Below are 21,030 nucleotides of genomic sequence, written 5' to 3' on the forward strand. Positions count from 1 at the left end.
TATATTGCTTACGGTGAAAAAAGTGAGTTGGTTGTTCTATTTAATTCAGGAAGCTGACTGATGGGAGATCAAAATCATCCTTTATATTCGACTGATCGAGAGAATGTGAATAGATTGCTCTCCAAAAACTCTCCTGAAGATGAGGACTTAATTGATATAGCTCGTTTGTTTATGAGATATGAGAACTTCCCTGGTGCAAAAGATCTTCAGATGGATATGCTTAAAATTTTAAAATTGTGGGGCATTACAAAAGAAGAGCTACATAGTTCTACTAGGGAAATATGGCGTAAAGGTTATAGACCTGATAGTTTCCCAGAAGAAATGCTTGGATCAAGTTTCGATACCTCCGAGAATTCTGTCAATTAATTTCATAGGCTTCTCCACTTTTTTACTTATTAGAAGTAAATTATCAAGTAATAGTGGAGATATCCCCATCAACATTAATGAGGGATAAATCACTTGTTTTTATAGAGTCAATTTTTTTATGCCTATTGTCTCTTGGCCAGAACTCCTAGAAAAGCTTTTATCAACAAAAGAGATTTCTGAAATTGAAGCAAAAGCTCTTATGAAGGCTTGGCTTAATGACGAACTCTTGCCAGTACAAACAGGTGCTTTCCTAACTGCTTTAAGAGCTAAGCAAATTTCAGGATTGGAATTGTCTTCTATGGCAGAAGTTCTTAGGGATGCTTGCTTATTTCCCTATCCTCTTCCAGAAGTCTTTATGGTTGATACTTGTGGTACAGGTGGTGATGGAGCTGATACTTTTAACATCTCAACAGCAGTTGCTTTTGTTACAGCATCTTGTGGAGTTACTATTGCTAAGCATGGAAATAGAAGTGCAAGCGGCAAAGTTGGATCAGCTGATGTTTTAGAAGGACTCGGAATAAAATTAAATGCCCCTCTTGAATTAGTGGTCAAAGCGATTGAAAAAAATAACATTACATTTTTGTTTGCACCAGCCTGGCATTCTTCTTTAATAAATTTAGCTCCTTTAAGAAAAGCTCTTGGCGTAAGAACAGTCTTCAACCTTCTTGGACCATTAGTTAATCCTTTTAGACCAAAGGCCCAAGTCTTAGGAGTAGCTAAATCTGAATTGTTGGATCCAATGGTAGAAGCCTTAAGGAATTTAGGTTTAGAAAGAGCAGTAGTGGTTCATGGTGCGGGTGGCTTAGATGAAGCTTCATTAGAAGGACCTAATGAAGTTAGGTTTCTAGAAAATGGTCAAATAACATCTAAAACCTTGGATGTAGAAGAGTTAGGGTTGACTATTTCTCCTAATAGCACTCTGAAGGGAGGTTCTCTAGCAACAAATCAGGATATTCTTCGTTCCTTGTTTCAAGGGAGAGGGACACAATCACAAAGGGAGGTTGTTGCACTTAACTCGTCCTTAGTATTTTGGGCCTCTGGGAAAGAACTTGATTTAAAAAAAGGAGTTACCATAGCTTTAGAAGCCATGGAATTGTCTAAACCATTGGATAAATTTAATGAGCTAAAATGTTGTTTAGAATGAAAATTTTGCAATACCTAAAAATCTTATTTAATTAATCTTTATGAGCATTTTCTCTGGTAATGACAATGCAATTTTGGTTTTATCTGATGGTACTTTTATTGAAGGGAAAGCATTTGGTTTTAGAGGAACTGTGTCAGGCGAAATTGTTTTTAATACTGGTATTACCGGTTATCAGGAGGTATTGACAGATCCTAGTTATTTTGGACAATTAATAACGTTTACTTTTCCTGAATTAGGAAATACTGGTGTAAACCCTGAAGATCAAGAATCTGATTCGCCATCTGCAAAAGGTGTTATCGCTAGACAAGTCTCTTGCTATGCAAGTAATTGGCGTTCAACTAAAACTTTTGAGCAGTGGTTGAAAGATGAAAAGGTTGTTGGGATTTGTGATGTAGATACAAGAGCGCTAGTTAGACACTTGCGAAGCTCTGGCACTATGAATGCAATTATATCTTCAGAAAATAATGCTTCTCCATCATCCTTATTAAATACAATTAGGCAGGCTCCGCAAATGAAGGGGCTTAATTTAACTGGTGAAGTTACAACTAAAAAGCCATATAAGTGGAATTCACTTGCCTCAGTTGATTTTGATGAGAGAGTTGTTAATCAGGCAATGTCTCCTTTTAATGTAGTAGCTATAGATTTTGGGATAAAAAGATCAATTCTAAATCGATTGGTAGCGCACGGTTGTGAAGTTAATGTTTTGCCTGCAAATACAAGCTTTTCCGAAGTTATGTCTTTTAACCCTGAAGGGGTGTTCTTCTCTAATGGACCTGGAGATCCTTCTTCTGTTAAGGAAGGAATGTCTTTAGCTAAGCGTTTAATAGAAGAGGTAGATGTACCTATGTTTGGAATTTGTTTAGGCCATCAAATTCTAGGATTGGCCCTTGGAGGAAAGACTTTTAAACTTGCATATGGTCATAGAGGTTTAAATCATCCATGCGGTAAAACAGGGCGAATAGAAATAACAAGTCAGAATCATGGCTTTGCTTTGGATGCCTTGTCTTTAGATAAAGATGTTGTTGAGATAACACATTTGAACCTGAATGATGGAACTGTTGCAGGCATCGCAATGTGTAACAGGCCAATCTTTGGCATCCAATATCACCCAGAAGCCAGTCCAGGCCCTCATGATGCGGATCACCATTTTTCCCGTTTTGTTGATCTAATGTCAGAACGTCGTTGAAGCGTGGTTGAGTTGCTTTTTGATCACTAATATTCTTTTGAGAAGTATTAGGGGGTTTGGTCCCATAACCGAATTACAACGATTGACCGTTTCTTTACGGGGTGGATTTGAAAGAAAAAAAGGCTGTTTAGTTTTTTATTTCACTGGACAGCTAGATGCTTACTCAGAGAAACAGTTTACAGATTTTGTAAATGATGTCCTTAGCTCCAACAAATTGCCGATTGTGCTTGATCTAACAAAAATAGATTTTATTGATTCTTCTGGCTTAGGAGCAATGGTGCATTCCGCCAAAAAATGCAAAAAGGATAAGAGATCTTTTGTTGTCGTGGGCAATCCAAGAGTTATTCAAACTATCAAGCTTGTTCGTTTAGAGGATTTTCTTCATGTAGCAGCTGATTTGAACGCAGCTCTCACTCAATTAGCAGCTTGACTGATTGGATTCGTCTCTTGAAACCATCTGGGAGCCCAGATGCTTTGGGCACTTTGCAATTAGCTTGGTTGGGAGATGCTATTTGGGAAATGCATCAGAGACTTCGTCTTTGTGAAAAGCCAGCTAAAAGTAAAGACCTTCATTTTTCTGTTGTTTCACTAGTAAGAGCTGAGGCTCAGGCTGCAGCCTTAGAAAATCTTGATTATTATTTGACAGATTTAGAGAGAAAATTCGTCAGAAAAGGACGTAATCGTGTTGGCCGTGGTTCTCGTAAGGTAAATATTGCTATTTATGGTAAGGCTACTGGCTTCGAAACACTTATTGGATGGTTGTTTTTGAAAGACCCCAATCGCCTTGCTCAGCTACTAGATCGATTAGATCAAATCGAATCTGATAAAAAAAAGGATTAAAAAAATGAGTTCTAATGATCGCCGTGGAGGCAATTTTTCTAGAGATTTTTCTTCTAAAGAAAGAAAGAATAATAAGAGAGGTTCCTCTGCTTCAATGAGATGGAAAAAAGGTAATAAATCAGAATGGAATCAAAGCGATCATAAAAAAGATTCTCCATATCGCAGAGATACGGAGAAAGTTAATTTTGATAGAGGTAATCAGAAGAAAAGAAATTTTGATAATGCAAGAGATTCTTCTGCTTCTAATAAAGCATCATTTAATTCAAAGAGAGCTTGGAGGAGTATTAATTCAGAAGAAACCCAAAACAGATCATCTAGTAACAAAAGACAGCCGAATCTTGTTCAAAGTAGAAGATTTACTTCTTTTTCAAGAAATAATCAAAATGATTTTAGTCAGAGTACACAAGAAATAGAGAAACCTAAGCAGAACTTTGTTTTTGAGAGTGAGTCAAATGATATTTTTTGGGGTAGACATTCAACTCAAGCAATTCTTGAGTCAGGTCGAGCAATTCATAGAATTTGGTGTACATCTGAGATAAGAAGTTCACCGCGCTTTTTTCAACTTCTAAAGGATGCAAAAGCCTTAGGTGTTCTTGTTGAAGAAGTTTCATGGGCAAGATTGGGACATGTTACGACTGGAGGAGTTCATCAAGGTATAGCCCTACAAACAGCAGCCTCGGAGACTTTTGATTTGAAAACACTTATTGAAGGCTGCCAATCTATAGATGAATCTCCTGTTTTAATAGCTTTAGATGGCCTTACAGATCCTCAAAATTTAGGAGCGATAGTTCGCTCTGCTGAAGCATTGGGGGCTCATGGATTGATTCTTCCGCAAAGACGAAGTGCTGGATTGACAGGTTCTGTTGCGAAAGTTGCCGCAGGAGCTTTGGAACATTTACCTGTTGCAAGAGTTGTTAATTTGAACCGATCTTTAGAAGAACTTAAAAAATCTGGATATACAATAATTGGCCTTGCAGGAGAAGGAGACAAAACAATTAATGAAATTACTTTTGATGGTCCATTGGTATTGGCAATAGGTTCAGAGGAAAAAGGCTTGTCTCTCCTTACTAGAAGGCACTGTGATTTCCTAGTGAAAATTCCTCTTAGAGGAGTTACAACTAGCTTAAATGCCTCAGTAGCAACCTCAGTGGTTTTGTATGAAGTAGCTAGACAAGGCTGGATGAAAGGGATTGCAGGGCAAGATCCTTCCCCTAAATTAGTAAGAGCAAAATTGGAAACTAAACCTTTTCAAACCAATTAAAGAAATCTAATCACATGATCTCAGTTTTTGAACAACTTATATTTTCAAATAAAATGGTTGATTGAACATTTAAGTCAAAAGAATCCAAGTAGGCGTTAGTTTTTTTTATACATAAGTACTAATATTGTAAAAGATCATTAATTAACTATGGGCCCATTTAGGGCGATTCGCGTTTTAGGTAACAGTTTTGGCTTCGCTTGGTGGGCTAAGATTGAGACTCAAAACCCTAATACCACTTATTGGTTTGGTCCTTTTTTAACGCAAAGAAGTCTTAGAAATAACGTGCCTATTTTCTTGGATGATTTGACAAGTGAAGGTATTGAATCTATAACCCATGATTTTGTTCGTTGTAGACGCATAGAGCCTTTAACCCTTTGACCCTTTTTTACTTAGTGCGATAGCTTCTTATATAAGTACACCAAATAATAATGTCCATAGCTAAATGGCGACAGAAATTAAACAAAGGAGAGGTTTCTTCTCTTGAGTTGATAAATCAACAAATCAATCGTATAGAAGAAGTTGAAAATACCCTTCATTCCTATCTGTATTTGAATCATGAAAAGGCTAGAGCTTCAGCCATCAAAATTGATGAGGCTAGAGCTGCGGGGGAAGAGCTGCCTCCTTTAGCAGGAGTTCCTTTTGCAATAAAAGATAATCTTTGTACAAAAGGTATACCTACGACTTGTTCAAGCAAGATGTTGGAGGAATTTATTCCACCTTATGAATCTACTGTTACGCAAAGACTCTGGAAGGCTGGAGGAATACTTTTAGGGAAAACAAATCTAGATGAATTTGCTATGGGAAGTTCAACCGAAACGTCAGCATTTGGCCCTACGAAAAATCCTTGGGACATAACAAGAGTCCCCGGAGGCAGTTCTGGAGGTAGTGCTGCTGCTGTTGCTTCAGGGTTATGTACAGCGGCTTTAGGCTCTGACACAGGCGGGTCTATAAGACAACCTGCTTCTTTTTGTGGTGTGGTAGGTCTAAAACCTACATATGGACGTGTAAGTAGATGGGGACTCATTGCTTTTGCTAGCTCTTTAGACCAGGTTGGACCTTTTTCTACAAATGTTTCTGATGCTGCTGAAATTTTACAGGTAATAGCTGGACATGACCCAAGAGATTCAACTTGTTTAGACGTACCAGTTCCAAAATATTCAGATCACATTTCTGAATCTATTTCTGGCCTTCGGATTGGGTTGATAAAAGAATGTTTTGATCAAGAAGGCTTGGATTTAGAAGTAAAGAAGTCGGTTCTTAAAGCAGCTGATCAGCTCCAATCTCTTGGAGCTGAATTAATAGAAGTCTCATGTCCTAGATTTACTGATGGAATAGCTACTTATTATGTGATAGCTCCTTCTGAAGCTTCTGCAAATTTGGCAAGGTATGATGGAGTTAAATATGGATACAGAGCTAAAGAGGTAGATAATTTATCAGACATGACGGCTTTTACTCGAGCTAGAGGTTTTGGCAGCGAAGTCCAAAGAAGAATCTTGATAGGTACATATGCATTGTCTGCAGGATATGTAGATGCCTACTACAGAAAAGCTCAACAAGTTAGAACACTTATTCGCAGAGATTTTGAAAATGCATTTAAAAATGTTGATATTCTTTTGACTCCCACTTCTCCTACAACAGCTTTTAAATCAGGTGCTCATCAAAATGATCCCTTGGCAATGTATTTGTCGGATTTATTGACTATTCCAGCAAATTTAGCAGGACTTCCTTCTATAAGCCTACCTTGTGGATTCGATGAAAAGGCTTTGCCTATTGGATTGCAATTAATAGCCAATGTATTAGATGAAACACGCTTGTTGCAAGTTGCGCATCAATATGAGCAGGCTGCAGAAATTATGAATTCAGCACCTGAAAGCAGCTTAATCAATTAGTAACTGTGAAGCACTTAAAGGCCTCAAGTTGAGGATTAATTGTTTCTCTACCCTTATGCTCATTTCTTGTTGAATTTTTTCTATCAGATTGATATTGCCCTGGCTTCCAAATCTCTTTTGACTCCACTTTCTTTTTCTTGTTTCACCACAAGGAGGCAGTGAGCATTGTTATTTCTCTATATGTAGCGTATATATTTTTTGAGCCACTGTATATTGAGTGCCTGACTAGCGAGAACAAGTTAATGGGGTTCGTTCCGTTACACAATCACAGTGATTACAGCCTGCTAGATGGAGCAAGTCAGCTTCCCTTAATGGTTGCCAGGGCAAAGGAGTTAGGGTTCCCTGCCCTAGCTTTAACTGATCATGGAGTCATGTATGGAGCAATAGAACTTTTGAAGTTGTGCAAGAAAGAAGGGATAAAGCCGATTATTGGTAATGAAATGTACGTCATAAATGGATCTATTTCTGATCCACAACCAAAAAAAGAAAAACGTTATCATCTTGTTATTCTTGCAAAGAATTCTACTGGATATAAAAACTTAGTTAAATTAACAACGATTAGTCATCTGAAAGGGATGCGTGGCAGAGGAATATTCTCAAGAGCTTGTATTGATAAAGACTTGCTTAAGAAATACTCCGAAGGACTAATAATTTCTACAGCATGTCTTGGTGGTGAAATTCCACAAGCTATTCTTCGAGGACGTTTAGATGTAGCTAAGGAAGTTGCTAATTGGTATAAGAATGTTTTTGGGGAAGACTTTTATTTGGAAATACAAGATCATGGCTCTATAGAAGATAGGATTGTCAATGTTGCTATTTCAAAAATAGCTAATGAATTAAATATTGAATTAGTTGCAACAAATGATGCTCATTATCTTACAGAAAATGATGTAGAAGCCCATGATGCATTGCTTTGTGTTCTTACTGGTAAGCTTGTAAAAGATGAGAAAAGATTGCGTTATACAGGAACGGAGTATTTAAAATCTGAGAGTCAAATGAAGAACCTATTTGTTGACCATCTAGATGAAGAAGTTGTTACTAAAGCGATCAAAAATACACTTATGGTAGCAAGCAAAGTTGAAGAGTATTCTATACTTGGTAATTATAAGATGCCTAAATTTCCAGTTCCCGAAGGTAATACGCCTATTGAATACTTAGAATCAGTAAGTGTAAATGGTCTGCTGGAAAAACTAAAACTAGATTCTATTGATCTTATTGATAATGAATATTCAGAAAGATTATCTACTGAAATTAAAATAATTGAAGAAATGGGTTTCCCTACATATTTTCTTGTCGTATGGGATTATATAAAGTTCGCAAGGGAACAATCAATTCCTGTAGGTCCAGGCAGAGGATCTGCGGCAGGATCTTTAGTTGCTTATTCATTAGGAATTACAAATATTGACCCAGTAAAGAATGGACTTTTGTTTGAAAGATTTTTAAACCCCGAGAGAAAGTCTATGCCTGATATTGATACCGATTTCTGCATTGAACGCAGAAATGAAGTTATTGATTATGTTACTAGAATGTATGGAGAAGATAAAGTTGCTCAAATAATTACATTCAATAGGATGACCTCAAAGGCTGTTCTTAAAGATGTTGCAAGAGTTTTAGACATTCCATATAGGGAGGCTGATCAACTAGCAAAATTAATTCCAGTAGTCAGGGGAAAACCGGCCAAATTAGATGCAATGATTTCTAAGAACTCACCAAGTAGTGAATTTAGAGATAAATATGAGAAAGATCCTTTAGTTAAAAAATGGATAGATATGGCTATTCGTATTGAAGGAACTAATAAGACTTTTGGTGTGCATGCGGCAGGTGTCGTTATTGCATCAGACCCATTGGATGAATTAGTCCCTTTGCAGAAAAATAATGATGGCCAAGTTATTACTCAATATTTTATGGAGGATATTGAATCTTTGGGCTTATTGAAAATGGATTTCTTAGGACTTAAGAATCTTACAATGCTCGAACGTACAGTGAATCTTGTCGAGAAATCTATAGGTGAACGAGTTGATTTAGATGAATTAAGTCTTGAGGATAAGAAAACATATGAGCTTTTATCTAGAGGAGATTTAGAAGGCATTTTTCAACTGGAATCTAGTGGAATGAGACAAATAGTAAGAGATTTGCAGCCTTCATCATTAGAAGATATTTCATCAATATTAGCTTTATATAGACCGGGTCCACTTGATGCAGGGTTGATTCCAAAATTTATCAATAGGAAGCATGGTCGCGAGGCAATTGATTTCCCTCATGCTTCTTTGGCTCCAATACTTGGTGAGACATACGGGATAATGATTTATCAAGAACAAATTATGAAGATAGCTCAAGATCTTGCTGGATATTCCTTGGGACAAGCAGATTTATTAAGACGTGCAATGGGTAAAAAAAAGGTTTCTGAGATGCAAAAGCACAGAGGATTTTTTATTGATGGAGCGAAGAAGAAAGGCGTAGATTCAAAGATCGCTAGTGAACTATTTGATCAAATGGTTCTTTTTGCTGAGTATTGCTTTAACAAGAGTCATTCAACTGCTTATGGAGCTGTCACTTATCAAACTGCATATTTAAAGGCTCATTACCCTGTTGCATATATGGCGGCATTGTTAACTGTCAATTCCAGTTCAACTGACAAGATTCAACGATATATTTCTAATTGCAATTCCATGGGTATTGAAGTTATGCCTCCAGATATCAATTCCTCTGGAATTGATTTTACTCCTCTTGAAAATAGAATTCTTTTTGGATTATCAGCAGTAAGAAATCTTGGAGATGGTGTTATTAGGCAGTTAATAAAAGCTCGAGTTAATGATGGCCTCTTTTTATCTTTAGCAGATCTTTGTGACAGAATCCCTTCTAATATTTTAAATAGAAGAAGTTTAGAATCGCTAATTCATTGTGGAGCACTTGATGCTTTTCATCCAGAGTCTAATCGTGCGCAATTGGTAAAAGACCTTGATTTGATTATTGATTGGGCTGGTGCGCGTGCCAGAGATCGAGCTAGCGGTCAGGGAAACCTTTTTGACTTATCCTCTGAGAAAGAAGAAAAAAGTGATATTTCATCAGCTCCTCAAGGCCCTATTGTTAAAGATTACCATCCCACTGAAAAACTTAAACTAGAGAAAGAGTTGTTAGGATTTTATTTATCCGACCATCCTTTAAAGCAGCTTTCAGAGCCGGCAAAGCTTATTGCTCCTATAAGTTTAATAAATTTAGATGATCAAAGAGATAAATCTAAAGTGAGTGTTATCGCGATGATAAAAGAGATGCGTATTGTTAATACTCGCAAGGGAGATAAAATGTCCATTTTACAAATTGAGGATTTAACTGGTTCATGCGAGGCAGTAGTTTTCCCAAAAAGTTTTTATAGGTTGTCTGATCATTTGCTAACAGAAACACGCCTTCTTTTTTGGGCTTCTGTTGACCGTAGAGATGAGAAAGTTCAATTAATAGTAGATGATTGCCGCTCAATTGATGACATGAGATTTGTCTTGATTGATCTATTGCCAGAGCAAATTAATAAGATTGAATACCAACACCGCCTTAGAGAATGTCTCTTCAAGCATAGACCTGGTAAAGACGAACTTGGAGTCAAAGTTCCTGTTGTTGCTTCTATCAAAGGTATTAATAGTATTAGATATGTTCGCCTAGGACATCAATTTTGTGTAAAAGATGCTAATGCTTTGGTTGAATCTTTAAAGGAGATTTCGTTCAATGCAAGTTGCAGCAAAAGTTTAGTTAAGTAATTAACTTATTCTTCTTTCGAAGTTATAGGTCTGAAGGCACTGCGCATTTTTTCTATATTAGGCCTTATATTTTCCAACCCTAAAATACTGCCTGGTATGTCTTCCCAGCTTGCTGAAAGTATTCCGTAACTTAATCCTAAAAGACCAATTAAAAAACATATTGCAGAACTTAATAGGGTGATAGAAGGAGGAACATCTGTTATCCCTTTTATGATGAGTAAATAACTCACTATAAAAACACCCATTCCTGATAGCGTTGGTATACCAGTAGTAATAGCAATCCTTCTTGCCATGCGGTTTGCTACTGGTTTTGGTATAAAAGATTCTCTCTTTCTTTTATCCTTTCTATTTTTTAATTTATATTTTTTTGAGGAGTCTTTCATATGAATAAGTTTATATTTTCAAATAGTTTGATTATTAGCCTCTAATGCCAAGTTTAGTAACTAGTGAACTGTATCTACTTTCGCTTTGCTTTTTAACGTAATTAAGCAATCGCTTCCTTTGACCAATCATTTTAAGAAGACCTTGTCTGGAAGAGAAATCATGATTATTACTTTGAAGATGTTTGCTTAGTTGGTTTATCCTTTCGCTTAACATCGCTACTTGTACTTCAACCGAGCCTGTGTCGGTTCCATGTGTTTGGTGCTTGTTGATGATTTTTTGTTTTGCTTCAGTATTTAGCGTCATGTTTGTTAAGGGGAATGCCTGGGGAGAAAGCTTAGATGATTTCTTAATCTAACTTGTCGAGTTGCTTCTTAACCACTTTCTGTATTTATTCTAATGAGAGTTTCTTTGAGGAGAGTTTCAAAATCAAGACCTTTGCTAACTTCAAAACTCTCTTGAGCTTTAGATCTAATTGATTTGGAACTTGTTTCAAACTCTAGAAAAGCTTTTTCAATTTCAGAATTCTTGTAGTCAAGATTAAGTAAAGTGCTTCTCACTTCATCTGCAACGTTCGTTTCATACTCTAGTTCTAAGTGATTGTTGGTTTTTTTTAGACTTGAGCCAATTAAATCAGAAAGCTTGTTTTGGAGTTCGATTACTAATCTTTCAGCAGTCTTTTTCCCTACGCCTGGACAACTAGTTAGTTGAGCAATCTTTTTTTTAGTTATTGCAGAAATAAGTTGTTCTGCTGGATTCTTTTCAAGTAGTGAAATTGCAAGTTGAGGACCTACGCCACTAACACTTATTAATTTGCGAAATAAGTCTCGTTCTAATTTGTTCAGAAAGCCTATTAATTGAGATCCATCTTCTCTATGTACTTCGTGAACCCAAAGTATTAATTCTTTTGACGTATTTAATAGCTGAAGGCTTCTACTCAAGAGTTGTACTTCATAGCCAACACCAGAGCATGAAATTAATACTCCTTTTCGAGTTCCGTTTTCCCAGATTTCTATTTTTAGACCATTTAACCAGCTAATCATGAGGGTATTTTATGCAGAGATCTACTTAACCTCCATCGATTGAACAACCAATCATTGCTCCAGCTGCGCCACCAGCAGGCACGGCCCACCATCTGTCTTTACCCCTTGTCCCTGACATTGTTATACCAGCACCAAGCAATCCTCCAATAAGTGAACCTTCCTTGCAATCATTAGTATCTTCTTCTTTAAGGACTGATCCTGTACGCTTAGCTGAACGTTTTGTCTTACAAGGTACTTCTGTTGTTTCAGTCCAGTGATTTACATAGCCTGGAGATTCTTGTGTGCCAGGAAAGTATTCTTCTCTATATTCGGTCTTTGTGCATGTTCTAGATCTTGAGTATCCAGCTTGATAATCATCAGCATTTGCAGTTGAAGAGAAGCTTAGTGCAAAGATTAATGTGAGCAAGAATTTCATGATGACAATCTTTTTACTAATTTTATTAGAAATTTGGTAAATCGCTAAGAGAAATTAATGTCGCGAGTAAAACGCATGTTGCTCCTACAAGTATATAAAACGTTAATGGTTCAGAAAAAATCAGCCATCCCCATAAAGTTGCAAATATAACTTGGGTGTAACTTATTGAACCTGCATATCCTGCAGGCAGGAGGCTAAGACCATTAGTAATTAGCAACTGCCCTAATTGAGTGAATATACCTATTCCTATAAGCCATGCCCATTCTGTTCCTATAGGTAAAACTGATTGATGAATTAAGAATGGCAAAGTTATTGGAATGGAAACTAATGGAAAATAAAAGACAATAACTAGTTGATGTTCTTGTTTAGATAACTTGCGAACTATTACGTAAGCAAGAGCAGTGAGCATAGCTCCACTCAAAGCAACTATTACCGATGGGAACGCTAGTTGTTGATGTGAACTGTTTTCCCATAGCGTATGTACTACAGCTTGAACCCCCAGCCATCCAAGAATTATTGCTAGAAAGATTCGCTTCCGTAATTCTTCATTAAGTATTAACCAAGCTAAAAAAGCAATAAAAGTAGGATAAGTGTATTGAATTATTGTTGCGGCGCCTAAAGGTAAAGAATCAATTGCTTTGAAAACACAAAATAAAGCGCTTGTACCAATTAAGCCTCTTGCTATAAGTAATCTCTTGTTAATACCCCAAGGGTATACTCCTGCATTCCTCATCATTAACCTTGTTGTCAATAAGCTGAATACAGATCTAAAAAAAACAAGCTCTGCAACTGGTATACGTCCCCTAAGATGTTTGATACAGACCGTCATAAGACTGAAAGCCAAGGCGCTTCCAACTAATGTTATAAATCCGTGTGTGTATTTTTTCTGTTTATTCCATAGCGTCCAGTTCATAGGATGTTTATGATTTCGTTCTTAGTAAGGCAATCCTTTAGTTTCATTTGATACATGAATTTTCTTAAGAACTTAAGACTCCTAACTAGAACTATTCCAATCACTTTATGTCCTTCATAATTAAATAATGGTTAATCCTAGGCTTCATCCACGCACTTTAGATGCCGTTAAGGAAAAAGCGGACATAGTCGATGTTGTCGGAGAGCATGTTGTTTTAAAGAAAAAAGGTAAGGAATTTGTTGGAATTTGTCCTTTTCATGATGACAACAGACCTTCTATGACAGTTTCACCTGCGAAGCAATTTTATTTTTGCTTTTCATGCGGGGCTGGAGGAAATTCAATCAAGTTCCTTATGGAGCTTCAACGTCAAAGCTTTGGTGAAGTTGTACTTGAATTAGCAAGAAAGTACCAATTGCCTGTTGAGACTTTAGATGGACCTCAGCAGGAACGTTTTCGTCAAGAACTTTCTCGTAAAGATAGATTGCTTCGGGTTTTATCTCTTGCGAAAAGCTGGTTCCAAGATCAATTGAGAAGTTCTGTGGGAGTTGAGGCGTTGAATTATCTAATGAAGACTCGTCAACTCAATAAGGGGACTATTGATTCCTTTGAGCTTGGTTATGCGCCTCAGAGTTGGGATGGACTTATTACATATATGAATCATGTAGAGAGTATCTCTTCTGAGTTGTTAGTGGAAGCTGGTCTTGTTGTTCCACGTAAGAGTGAGAATGGTTTTTATGATCGATTTAGGAACCGCTTAATTGTTCCAATTAATGACCGTCAGGGCCGTGTAATAGGTTTTGGGGGACGAAGCCTTGATGGATCTGATCCAAAGTATCTAAATTCACCAGAAACCGAACTTTTTGAGAAAGGAAAACATCTTTTTGGTTTAGATAAAGCTGCTAATGCTATTCGTAAGGCGGACAAGGCTATAGTTGTTGAGGGGTATTTTGATGTAATAGCTCTTCATTCAGCTGGTATAAATAATTCTGTTGCAGCATTAGGAACTGCTCTTAGTAGTCAACAAATTAAACAGCTATGTAGATGTAGTGATAGTAAACGCATAATTCTTAATTTTGATACGGATAGTGCGGGTATTCGTGCTGCTAATAGGGCTATTGGTGAGGTAGAGCATCTAGCGATGCAGGGGCAATTGGAGCTAAGGATTTTACAACTGCCTTCCAGTAAAGATCCAGATGAATATCTTCAAGATCATTCGGATTTAGATTACAAAGTTCTTGCAGACAATTCCCCTCTTTGGCTTGACTGGCAAATTGATCAGATTTTGAAGGATAGTGATTTAAGCAAAGCTGATCATTTTCAACGTGCTGTTAGTGGCTTGGTGCAATTGCTTGGAAAGCTGCCTCAGTCGGCATTACGCTCTCATTATCTTCAAAAAGTAGCTGAGTTGCTCAGTGGAGGACAGGCTCGCTTAGCATTGCAGTTGGAAGAAGATCTTCGAAATCAGATTAAAGGACAGCGATGGCATGGACGCTCTAGTCGCTTTGCACTTCCTAGCGAGACAAGTTTAAGAGAACGACTTGAGGCTCAGATCCTTCGTCTTTACCTCCATTTTCCTAATCACCGAGCCTGTATTCGCAATGAATTGAGGCAGAGAGAGCTTGAAGATTTTGCGTTGCATCACCATCGATTGCTTTGGATTGCTATTAGTGAATTAGAAGAGAAACATATCGGCGCAACACTTTTGGAATCTATTAGCCGGGGCGAGAGTAATTCTCAGCAGTTGTCAGAAATAGAACTTTCTAAGATTCTTTTGGATAAATTGGTTGCAGACAATGATGATTCACTTAGCTCTACGCTTACGCGGCTTTTGGAACCTGATGAGTTTCAGTTGGCTTTGATTAAAGAACCTCTTCTTGAATTAAGAGGAACACTTGCTGTCTTAGAGCGTCAGAAAGCTCTAAAGCGTTGTAGACATCTAATTGAGGCTTGGAGTGGACAGAGATTAGAAACCCTTGAAACTTGTATCTCTGCACTTATTGAGCAAGAACAGAAACACCCTAATGAGAAATATGATATGGAACTTAGGATTGATAAAATGTTTGAGCAGCTTAATATAGAAGCTCTAAACTTCCAAGAGTTATATTATGCAGAGCGTAAGCATATTCTTTATTTAGATCAACAACGATGCGCATTATCCAATGCAGGGAATGAAACATTAACGGCATAATTTTTCTTCCTGACATTTAGGTTAAAGATTTATAGACTAGTTATCTCTCTTAATTAACAAAGCAGAATTTCTTTAGGGCTGATATTATTTTTTTTGGATTGTCCTCCATAGCATAAGCTTCATACTCTTTATCTAGTTCCCCTGTCAGTTCAGTAGATGCTCTTAATGCTTCGAGTTTATACGGACTTATTTTTAATTTCTTCTTATCAAATATATTAATTAACTTACCATTATTGCATTCTTGAGCTATATGTACTGATTCATGTCTTAGGGCTCTTCTTATCATAAGACCTGTTTTAAATGATCCACCTGTAGATTTATCTTTTATAAAATTATAGCCACCATATCTTTTTGCATTTTCTGTACATATAACAACTTTTCTTTGTTGCTTTTTTAGAAATCCAAAGAATTTCTGCCCTATAAGACATAATGGCGTATTCTCTTCTACTTGATAGTTTGCTTTTTGTACTAAATCTAAGATTTTCTTTTCTGATGCGTCAAGAAATAGGATGAATTCCAACATATTATTTTTTAAATAATTTTTAGAGAACCACTCATTAGGTCAGTCAGATTTTACCTTAGGAGTTTAGGCTTTTACAATAGGGATTTCTTTGAAAAGTGTTGTTGCTGAAGGACTTAAGTTTCTTCGGCACATTTCCCATTCTTGTTGATTGATGCCACAAACAGCCCATTGTATTGTGTCCTTACCATATCGCGTATTTAGGTAGTCAATTGATTTCATTAAGCTTTTGTGTCTGGATATTTCCTTGGGATTAGTTAGTGAAAATAAAGATAGTTGAAGATAGTCTTCGTTTACAAGTCCTTGCATAATTACACCTGCTTTTATTAATAAACAATTGGAGCAGAATATTTTTTCTGTTAAAGAGAGAGTTGTTGAAAGAATAACTCTAGTATTATTACTAGGTAAACTTAGACGCTGTGTCGCTGATTGGCTATAAAAAGGTGACGTATATAAACTAGTACGAGTAAATACTGTAACTGCAGTAGCATGTTGATGCTGTTTGCGTAATTTTTCACTTGCACGTACTGCATGATTTGCTATTGCTTGTCGCAGCTCTTCTATGTTACTTACAGGACGGCTAAAGCTTCTGCTGACGCATGTTTCTTTTTTGGGAATAGATTTTATTAAGAGGTTGAGACATTTTTCCCCTCTTAATTCATGTTGTAAACGTATGCCTGTAACACCGAATTTTTGCCTTAGTTCATTACTGGGAGTGTCTCGTAATTGTCGAGCATTATTAATTCCGTGCATTCGACACCAGTAGGCTAATTTTCTTCCAATGCCCCAAACGTTTTCTATTGCAACTTGCTTAAGCCAATGGTCTTGATCATCGGAGGCTTCGAAATCAAAGATCCCTGCATGGCTTGCTGTTGTTTTTGCTAAGTGGTTAGCAAGCTTTGATTGGCTTTTGGTAGTTCCAATTCCAATAGCAATTGGTAAGCTTAGACTTTGATATATTGTTGTGCGTAGTCGATATGCCCAGGGATTGAGATCGTAGTCATGAGGACGGTTGATTTTTACGAATGCTTCGTCAATAGAATAAATTTCCAGCTCTTCACAGTTTGCTTCTATGAGACTCATTAAGCGCCGACTCATGTCAGCATAAAGTGCGTAGTTTGAACTTCGTATTTTTACTCCAAGATCTTTTAGCTTGCGACGTACCTTGAAATAGGGTTGTCCCATAGCGATCCCAAGGGCCTTGGCTTCTGCGTTACGAGCTATAACGCAACCATCGTTATTAGAAAGCACTATTAAAGGATGATTCCTTATGGAAGGATCCATGCTCTCTTCGCATGAAGCATAAAAATTATTACTATCAATTAGAGCTATAGACATAATTAGGTCTTTTATTTTCTACGGGGTAGCGTATGAATTGAATATATTGCGACCCCCCAGATTTGTACGGCTCCATATCGACGTAGATCGATTATTGGGTAGTTGTGATTCGCTGCTTCTAAATAAGGAATGTTTTTACGGTAAGTTAATTTTTTTAAAGTGAAGGCCCCATCAAGTATGGCGACAACGATATTGCCTGGTTTTGCGTCTAGGCTACGGTCAACAATTAGTAAGTCTCCGTCTAGTATTCCTGCATTGCTCATAGAGTCCCCTTTTACACGTAGAAAAAAAGTGCTTGCCGGGCGATGTATTAACTCTTCATTTAGGTCAATGTTATCTTCCACATAGTTATCAGCAGGAGAGGGGAAACCTGCTGTTACGGATTCACTCGGCAAAGGCAGCAGTAGATTTGAAGGATTGGGATGAGCACCATGTAAACGCAAAACAAAAAGATGGCAGATAGTACAAATGTACCATAACCATTGCGGCTATTAAGGTCGTTCTAGGGTGGATTTACTCTCTATGGTAAGGGCTCCCTTTAGCGATAGAGATTGCTCTATATAATTGTTCTGCCAGAATAAGCCTAGCCATTTCATGTGGAAAAGTTAGAGCTGAGAGACTAATGCATAAATCAGCACTAGTTTTTACTTCTTGAGATAGCCCATTGGTACCTCCAATAGCGAAAACAATGCGACTTGAACCCAAGTTTTGCAGCCAATGAGAAAAATCCATAGAAGTAAATTTCTCACCTTCTTCACAAAGAGCTATTAGTAACTCATCTTTTTTTATTGAGGAAATAATAGCTCTTGATTCTTTTTTTATATCACCATCACGTATTTCAGTGATTGATAATCCTGGAAGCCTTTTTCTATATACCTCTAGACCATTTTGTATCCATGATTTACGGACTTTCCCTATAGCAAGTATTCTAAATCTAGATGGATTAAGCACTGGTTTCTTGCTTTGAGCTATTAAAGAAAATCAATCTTCTTCTTCGAGCAATAATCGCTTGAAAGAAATATACATATCATTATTTTCATTATCGTATTTTGCTTCGGACTTAGTTTTATTCTTTGATGAGGACTGAGAAGAAGACTCTAGGAGAGTGTGTTTTTTGTTATGAGATTGTTTCTCTAAGTCAAAGTATTCAGCTTCTTTAAGGCGATCAATTAAATGAGAGGGGATTTTTCCGTCTGGGCTGGCTTTAATTAATTCTTCAAAAAGTTTTTTGGGATTTGATTCAGTTTCAATAGGATGAAGGTTTGAGCTTGGTGCTTGATTAGGTTTGGAAGGAGTGGGTAGTGATTTAGGAAGCTTTCGACCTAACTCTCGTAGACGTTCCAGGCTGTGGGAATCAAAGCTCATTGTTAAAAAGAAATATACTTTTAAAGAAGATTTTGATTAATACATACTCTATTTGAAAATGTTGATTGTATGAGATGCTTTTTTGCGATTTGATAGATGTATTGAGTTATTAGAGAATTACAAAAGGAGAAAATATAATATGCCATTTTCAGGACACGTTCCACGTAAGCGTTTTGGGCAACATTGGCTTCGTGATGATTCCATTCTAGAAAAAATTTTGCTAGCAGCAGATCTTCAAGAAGAGGATCGTATTTTAGAAATTGGGCCTGGACGAGGAGCTCTTACTGAGAAATTGCTTGAATCAAACGTAAAGTTAGTTCATGGGGTTGAATTAGATGCAGAATTGATTGTTGGGTTGAAACAACGTTTTGCTGGACAATCTAGATTTACTTTGCAAGAGGGAGATGCTCTTTCCGTGTCGTTATTGCCTCATGATGGTATTGCGGCAAATAAAGTTGTTGCGAATATTCCATACAACATTACGGGTCCTCTTCTAGAAAGATTGATTGGGAGGTTAGGACGTTCTTCTGAAGTAAAGTATCAGCGTTTGGTTTTGCTAGTGCAGAAAGAAGTTGCCAAAAGAATTTTGGCGTTACCTGGTCAGAGTAGTTTTAGTGCAATGAGTGTAAGACTTCAATTATTAGCAAAATGTCAAAGTGTTTGTGAGGTCCATCCCAGTTCATTTAGTCCGCAACCAAAAGTTTATTCAGAGGTAATTATTTTAGATCCATTGGAGAAAGATGAACGGCTTGACTTTTTAGTTGAAAGAAGAGTGGCATCCATTGTGCAAATAGCTTTTTTATCTAGACGAAAAAAATTAAGAAATACATTGACGAAGATATGTCCTTTAGATGAGTTGGAACCATTAGCTTACAGACAAGGTATTAATCTTAATCAAAGACCTCAAGAGTTAGCACCTATGATTTGGGTTCAATTAGCAAGGGAGTTGGAAAGATGGGATCGATCGAAAAAGAAATGAATATTAATTATTCTGAGCTGAGTTCATCAAGATCTTTAAGTGTAATTGCACCTGCAAAGATCAATTTGCATTTAGAAGTTCTTGGTTTTCGTAAGGATGGTTTTCATGAATTGGCAATGTTAATGCAGAGTATTAATTTGTTTGATGAAATTGATTTTTTAAAAACTGATAATGGTGAAATAACGCTGACATCTGACGACCCTAACTTAAGTACAGGCGATGACAATTTAATTTTAAAGGCTGCACAATTGATACAGACTTGCTCTAGTGATAAAAATGTGGGTGCCGAGATTCATTTGAAGAAGAATATTCCTATTGGAGCAGGTCTAGCAGGTGGTTCTAGTGATGCAGCGGCAACTTTAGTCGGTCTTAATTCCCTATGGGGGATAGGGTCTTCTGAAAAACAATTGGAAAAATTAGGATCTGAACTTGGCTCTGATGTCCCTTTTTGCTTAAGGGGGGGAACTCAATTTTGCTTTGGTCGAGGAGAATCTCTGGAAATGATCCCTGAGATAAAACAATCTATGGCTGTTGTTCTGGTTAAAGACCCTTTAGTTGAAGTCTCTACTCCTTGGGCTTATTCAAAATTCAAGGAGATATATGGCAATGATTATTTAAAGATGGAAGAAGATTTTGAAAAGAGGCGTCAATCACTTAGAGACGCGTCATGGTTGAATCCATTGAATTGTACAAATCCACCACCTTTGCAAAATGACCTTCAGAAGGTCATCGAACCCATTACTCCAGCGGTAAGAAATGCTTTGGAGTTTCTTTCTTCTCTTGAAGGGGTACTTTCACTTGCTATGAGTGGATCAGGACCAAGCTGTTTTGGTATTTTTGCTGATCTTAATGGAGCACAAATAGCATTAGAAGAAAATAGAAATAAACTAAAATTGTCAGGATTGGATGCGTGGTGTTGTGCATTTAAATCGTCAGGAGTTTCTTTAAGATTGTGATTGAACCTAATAAAGACTCTTCAAAAACATCTTCGGAATCTAGTTCAAAGATCATTAGTCAAGAGGGCTCTGAAACAGTTAAGAAAGGGCCGTTGAGCTTTTTGTCAGGAGCAATTTCAAGCATTTTTTTTTCATGGCTTTGTTTTTCGCTTAGTAAGAAGGTTATTGTTTATTTCGCTTTGCACTCGCCTCAGTACTCATCACAGATTGCTCAAAGTATTTCTTCGGCCATCAAAACATTGGCAATAGGGATGTGTTTTTTGGCTACCTTTACATTTGCGTTCATTGGACTGGGCCTAACAATTGTATTTATTCGCAGTTTGTTCACTGTCAGAAGCCCAAGAGATGATTAGTGTTTGGGTATTAAATCTGTTGTTTTTATTACATAAAGGAGGAATTAGATGACTCTTCATGACCTTGGATTGCTAGTTCTTTTGCTATGTCCGGGGATGTTGCTTTCGGTGCTTATTCTTTCTACATTTGCAGCAGGCGGATAA

General features: G+C 37.1%; 23 protein-coding genes. 13 read left to right on the forward strand and 10 right to left on the reverse strand.

All coding sequences use genetic code 11. From position 1 onward, the window contains the following. Nucleotides 1-60 precede the first annotated feature (60 nt). The 9 genes from PRO_RS03670 (at nucleotide 61) to PRO_RS03710 (ending at nucleotide 10,435) form a co-directional block, all read left to right on the forward strand. The gene (locus tag PRO_RS03670) at nucleotides 61-366 is read left to right on the forward strand and encodes a DUF3288 family protein (protein ID WP_011124895.1); all 306 of its coding nucleotides are present in this window, start codon (nucleotides 61-63) and stop codon (nucleotides 364-366) included. A 118-nt stretch (nucleotides 367-484) separates the two neighbouring features. Continuing rightward, entirely contained in the window at nucleotides 485-1,510 is a 1,026-nt protein-coding gene (trpD, locus tag PRO_RS03675; RefSeq protein WP_011124896.1) for an anthranilate phosphoribosyltransferase, read from the forward strand. A gap of 40 nt (nucleotides 1,511-1,550) precedes the next feature. After that, nucleotides 1,551-2,696 carry a glutamine-hydrolyzing carbamoyl-phosphate synthase small subunit gene (gene carA / locus PRO_RS03680; RefSeq protein WP_011124897.1) on the forward strand — a complete coding sequence of 382 codons (1,146 nt, stop codon included), beginning with the start codon at nucleotides 1,551-1,553 and terminating at the stop codon, nucleotides 2,694-2,696. Between the two features lie 22 nt (nucleotides 2,697-2,718). Further along, nucleotides 2,719-3,126, forward strand: coding sequence for an STAS domain-containing protein (locus tag PRO_RS03685; RefSeq protein WP_413315675.1), 408 nt, complete (start codon nucleotides 2,719-2,721; stop codon nucleotides 3,124-3,126). Then, the gene (locus PRO_RS03690; RefSeq protein ID WP_011124899.1) at nucleotides 3,123-3,536 is read left to right on the forward strand and encodes a Mini-ribonuclease 3; all 414 of its coding nucleotides are present in this window, start codon (nucleotides 3,123-3,125) and stop codon (nucleotides 3,534-3,536) included. The genes PRO_RS03685 and PRO_RS03690 overlap by 4 nt, the downstream gene beginning before the upstream one ends. Nucleotides 3,537-3,540: 4 nt before the next feature. After that, nucleotides 3,541-4,797 (forward strand): 23S rRNA (guanosine(2251)-2'-O)-methyltransferase RlmB, encoded by a 1,257-nt coding sequence (rlmB, locus tag PRO_RS03695; protein WP_011124900.1) that lies wholly within the window; start codon nucleotides 3,541-3,543, stop codon nucleotides 4,795-4,797. A 147-nt stretch (nucleotides 4,798-4,944) separates the two neighbouring features. Further along, complete coding sequence (locus PRO_RS03700) at nucleotides 4,945-5,175, forward strand: DUF1816 domain-containing protein (protein ID WP_011124901.1); 231 nt, start codon at nucleotides 4,945-4,947, stop codon at nucleotides 5,173-5,175. Nucleotides 5,176-5,225: 50 nt separating this feature from the next. Next, complete coding sequence (gatA, locus tag PRO_RS03705) at nucleotides 5,226-6,686, forward strand: Asp-tRNA(Asn)/Glu-tRNA(Gln) amidotransferase subunit GatA (protein WP_011124902.1); 1,461 nt, start codon at nucleotides 5,226-5,228, stop codon at nucleotides 6,684-6,686. A gap of 242 nt (nucleotides 6,687-6,928) precedes the next feature. Next, nucleotides 6,929-10,435 carry a DNA polymerase III subunit alpha gene (locus tag PRO_RS03710; protein WP_011124903.1) on the forward strand — a complete coding sequence of 1,169 codons (3,507 nt, stop codon included), beginning with the start codon at nucleotides 6,929-6,931 and terminating at the stop codon, nucleotides 10,433-10,435. A 5-nt stretch (nucleotides 10,436-10,440) separates the two neighbouring features. On the opposite strand, the gene PRO_RS03715 is transcribed toward PRO_RS03710, so the two are convergent. The 5 genes from PRO_RS03715 to PRO_RS03735 form a co-directional block, all read right to left on the reverse strand. Continuing rightward, nucleotides 10,441-10,818 carry a PAM68 family protein gene (locus tag PRO_RS03715; protein ID WP_011124904.1) on the reverse strand — a complete coding sequence of 126 codons (378 nt, stop codon included), beginning with the start codon at nucleotides 10,816-10,818 and terminating at the stop codon, nucleotides 10,441-10,443. 34 nt (nucleotides 10,819-10,852) lie between these two features. Then, nucleotides 10,853-11,122 (reverse strand): 30S ribosomal protein S15, encoded by a 270-nt coding sequence (gene rpsO, locus PRO_RS03720; RefSeq protein ID WP_011124905.1) that lies wholly within the window; start codon nucleotides 11,120-11,122, stop codon nucleotides 10,853-10,855. Between the two features lie 68 nt (nucleotides 11,123-11,190). Next, nucleotides 11,191-11,859 carry a Holliday junction branch migration protein RuvA gene (gene ruvA / locus PRO_RS03725; RefSeq protein ID WP_011124906.1) on the reverse strand — a complete coding sequence of 223 codons (669 nt, stop codon included), beginning with the start codon at nucleotides 11,857-11,859 and terminating at the stop codon, nucleotides 11,191-11,193. 25 nt (nucleotides 11,860-11,884) lie between these two features. Beyond that, nucleotides 11,885-12,274 (reverse strand): hypothetical protein, encoded by a 390-nt coding sequence (locus tag PRO_RS03730; protein WP_011124907.1) that lies wholly within the window; start codon nucleotides 12,272-12,274, stop codon nucleotides 11,885-11,887. Nucleotides 12,275-12,299: 25 nt separating this feature from the next. Beyond that, nucleotides 12,300-13,187, reverse strand: coding sequence for a DMT family transporter (locus PRO_RS03735; RefSeq protein WP_011124908.1), 888 nt, complete (start codon nucleotides 13,185-13,187; stop codon nucleotides 12,300-12,302). Nucleotides 13,188-13,314: 127 nt separating this feature from the next. Here PRO_RS03735 and dnaG point away from each other — a divergent pair, with 127 nt between their 5' ends. Continuing rightward, complete coding sequence (gene dnaG, locus PRO_RS03740; RefSeq protein WP_011124909.1) at nucleotides 13,315-15,375, forward strand: DNA primase; 2,061 nt, start codon at nucleotides 13,315-13,317, stop codon at nucleotides 15,373-15,375. Between the two features lie 49 nt (nucleotides 15,376-15,424). Here the strand turns inward: dnaG and PRO_RS03745 are convergent, their stop codons facing one another. From PRO_RS03745 to PRO_RS03765, 5 genes are all read right to left on the reverse strand, one after another. Further along, nucleotides 15,425-15,898 (reverse strand): serine hydroxymethyltransferase, encoded by a 474-nt coding sequence (locus tag PRO_RS03745; protein ID WP_225866404.1) that lies wholly within the window; start codon nucleotides 15,896-15,898, stop codon nucleotides 15,425-15,427. Nucleotides 15,899-15,961: 63 nt separating this feature from the next. Next, nucleotides 15,962-17,233, reverse strand: coding sequence for a Y-family DNA polymerase (locus tag PRO_RS03750; protein ID WP_011124911.1), 1,272 nt, complete (start codon nucleotides 17,231-17,233; stop codon nucleotides 15,962-15,964). Between the two features lie 11 nt (nucleotides 17,234-17,244). Continuing rightward, nucleotides 17,245-17,676, reverse strand: a complete 432-nt coding sequence (locus tag PRO_RS03755; protein ID WP_011124912.1) for a LexA family protein — start codon at nucleotides 17,674-17,676, stop codon at nucleotides 17,245-17,247. A gap of 70 nt (nucleotides 17,677-17,746) precedes the next feature. After that, nucleotides 17,747-18,184 carry a 23S rRNA (pseudouridine(1915)-N(3))-methyltransferase RlmH gene (locus PRO_RS03760; protein WP_011124913.1) on the reverse strand — a complete coding sequence of 146 codons (438 nt, stop codon included), beginning with the start codon at nucleotides 18,182-18,184 and terminating at the stop codon, nucleotides 17,747-17,749. A gap of 30 nt (nucleotides 18,185-18,214) precedes the next feature. Further along, nucleotides 18,215-18,598 (reverse strand): hypothetical protein, encoded by a 384-nt coding sequence (locus PRO_RS03765; RefSeq protein WP_011124914.1) that lies wholly within the window; start codon nucleotides 18,596-18,598, stop codon nucleotides 18,215-18,217. 139 nt (nucleotides 18,599-18,737) lie between these two features. On the opposite strand from PRO_RS03765, the gene rsmA reads away from it, so the two are divergent. From rsmA to PRO_RS03780, 3 genes are read left to right on the forward strand one after another with little or no spacing between them, the layout of a single operon-like run. After that, entirely contained in the window at nucleotides 18,738-19,577 is an 840-nt protein-coding gene (gene rsmA / locus PRO_RS03770) for a 16S rRNA (adenine(1518)-N(6)/adenine(1519)-N(6))-dimethyltransferase RsmA (protein ID WP_011124915.1), read from the forward strand. Next, nucleotides 19,574-20,533, forward strand: a complete 960-nt coding sequence (ispE, locus tag PRO_RS03775; protein ID WP_011124916.1) for a 4-(cytidine 5'-diphospho)-2-C-methyl-D-erythritol kinase — start codon at nucleotides 19,574-19,576, stop codon at nucleotides 20,531-20,533. Before rsmA ends, ispE begins: the two co-directional genes overlap by 4 nt. Next, nucleotides 20,530-20,886 carry a DUF3082 domain-containing protein gene (locus PRO_RS03780; RefSeq protein ID WP_011124917.1) on the forward strand — a complete coding sequence of 119 codons (357 nt, stop codon included), beginning with the start codon at nucleotides 20,530-20,532 and terminating at the stop codon, nucleotides 20,884-20,886. The genes ispE and PRO_RS03780 overlap by 4 nt, the downstream gene beginning before the upstream one ends. Nucleotides 20,887-21,030: the final 144 nt, after the last annotated feature.

The sequence above is a fragment of the Prochlorococcus marinus subsp. marinus str. CCMP1375 genome (assembly GCF_000007925.1).
GTDB classification, from domain to species: domain Bacteria; phylum Cyanobacteriota; class Cyanobacteriia; order PCC-6307; family Cyanobiaceae; genus Prochlorococcus_E; species Prochlorococcus_E marinus.

What these genes read in the sequence shown, in the direction of transcription:
- PRO_RS03670 (WP_011124895.1), top strand. Translation starts at nt 61, where the DNA reads ATGGGAGATCAAAATCATCCTTTATATTCGACTGATCGAGAGAATGTG.
- trpD (WP_011124896.1), top strand. Translation starts at nt 485, where the DNA reads ATGCCTATTGTCTCTTGGCCAGAACTCCTAGAAAAGCTTTTATCAACA.
- carA (WP_011124897.1), top strand. Translation starts at nt 1,551, where the DNA reads ATGAGCATTTTCTCTGGTAATGACAATGCAATTTTGGTTTTATCTGAT.
- rlmB (WP_011124900.1), top strand. Translation starts at nt 3,541, where the DNA reads ATGAGTTCTAATGATCGCCGTGGAGGCAATTTTTCTAGAGATTTTTCT.
- PRO_RS03700 (WP_011124901.1), top strand. Translation starts at nt 4,945, where the DNA reads ATGGGCCCATTTAGGGCGATTCGCGTTTTAGGTAACAGTTTTGGCTTC.
- gatA (WP_011124902.1), top strand. Translation starts at nt 5,226, where the DNA reads ATGTCCATAGCTAAATGGCGACAGAAATTAAACAAAGGAGAGGTTTCT.
- PRO_RS03710 (WP_011124903.1), top strand. Translation starts at nt 6,929, where the DNA reads ATGGGGTTCGTTCCGTTACACAATCACAGTGATTACAGCCTGCTAGAT.
- PRO_RS03715 (WP_011124904.1), bottom strand. Translation starts at nt 10,818, where the DNA reads ATGAAAGACTCCTCAAAAAAATATAAATTAAAAAATAGAAAGGATAAA.
- rpsO (WP_011124905.1), bottom strand. Translation starts at nt 11,122, where the DNA reads ATGACGCTAAATACTGAAGCAAAACAAAAAATCATCAACAAGCACCAA.
- ruvA (WP_011124906.1), bottom strand. Translation starts at nt 11,859, where the DNA reads ATGATTAGCTGGTTAAATGGTCTAAAAATAGAAATCTGGGAAAACGGA.
- PRO_RS03730 (WP_011124907.1), bottom strand. Translation starts at nt 12,274, where the DNA reads ATGAAATTCTTGCTCACATTAATCTTTGCACTAAGCTTCTCTTCAACT.
- PRO_RS03735 (WP_011124908.1), bottom strand. Translation starts at nt 13,187, where the DNA reads ATGAACTGGACGCTATGGAATAAACAGAAAAAATACACACACGGATTT.
- dnaG (WP_011124909.1), top strand. Translation starts at nt 13,315, where the DNA reads ATGGTTAATCCTAGGCTTCATCCACGCACTTTAGATGCCGTTAAGGAA.
- PRO_RS03745 (WP_225866404.1), bottom strand. Translation starts at nt 15,898, where the DNA reads ATGTTGGAATTCATCCTATTTCTTGACGCATCAGAAAAGAAAATCTTA.
- PRO_RS03750 (WP_011124911.1), bottom strand. Translation starts at nt 17,233, where the DNA reads ATGTCTATAGCTCTAATTGATAGTAATAATTTTTATGCTTCATGCGAA.
- PRO_RS03765 (WP_011124914.1), bottom strand. Translation starts at nt 18,598, where the DNA reads ATGAGCTTTGATTCCCACAGCCTGGAACGTCTACGAGAGTTAGGTCGA.
- rsmA (WP_011124915.1), top strand. Translation starts at nt 18,738, where the DNA reads ATGCCATTTTCAGGACACGTTCCACGTAAGCGTTTTGGGCAACATTGG.
- ispE (WP_011124916.1), top strand. Translation starts at nt 19,574, where the DNA reads ATGAATATTAATTATTCTGAGCTGAGTTCATCAAGATCTTTAAGTGTA.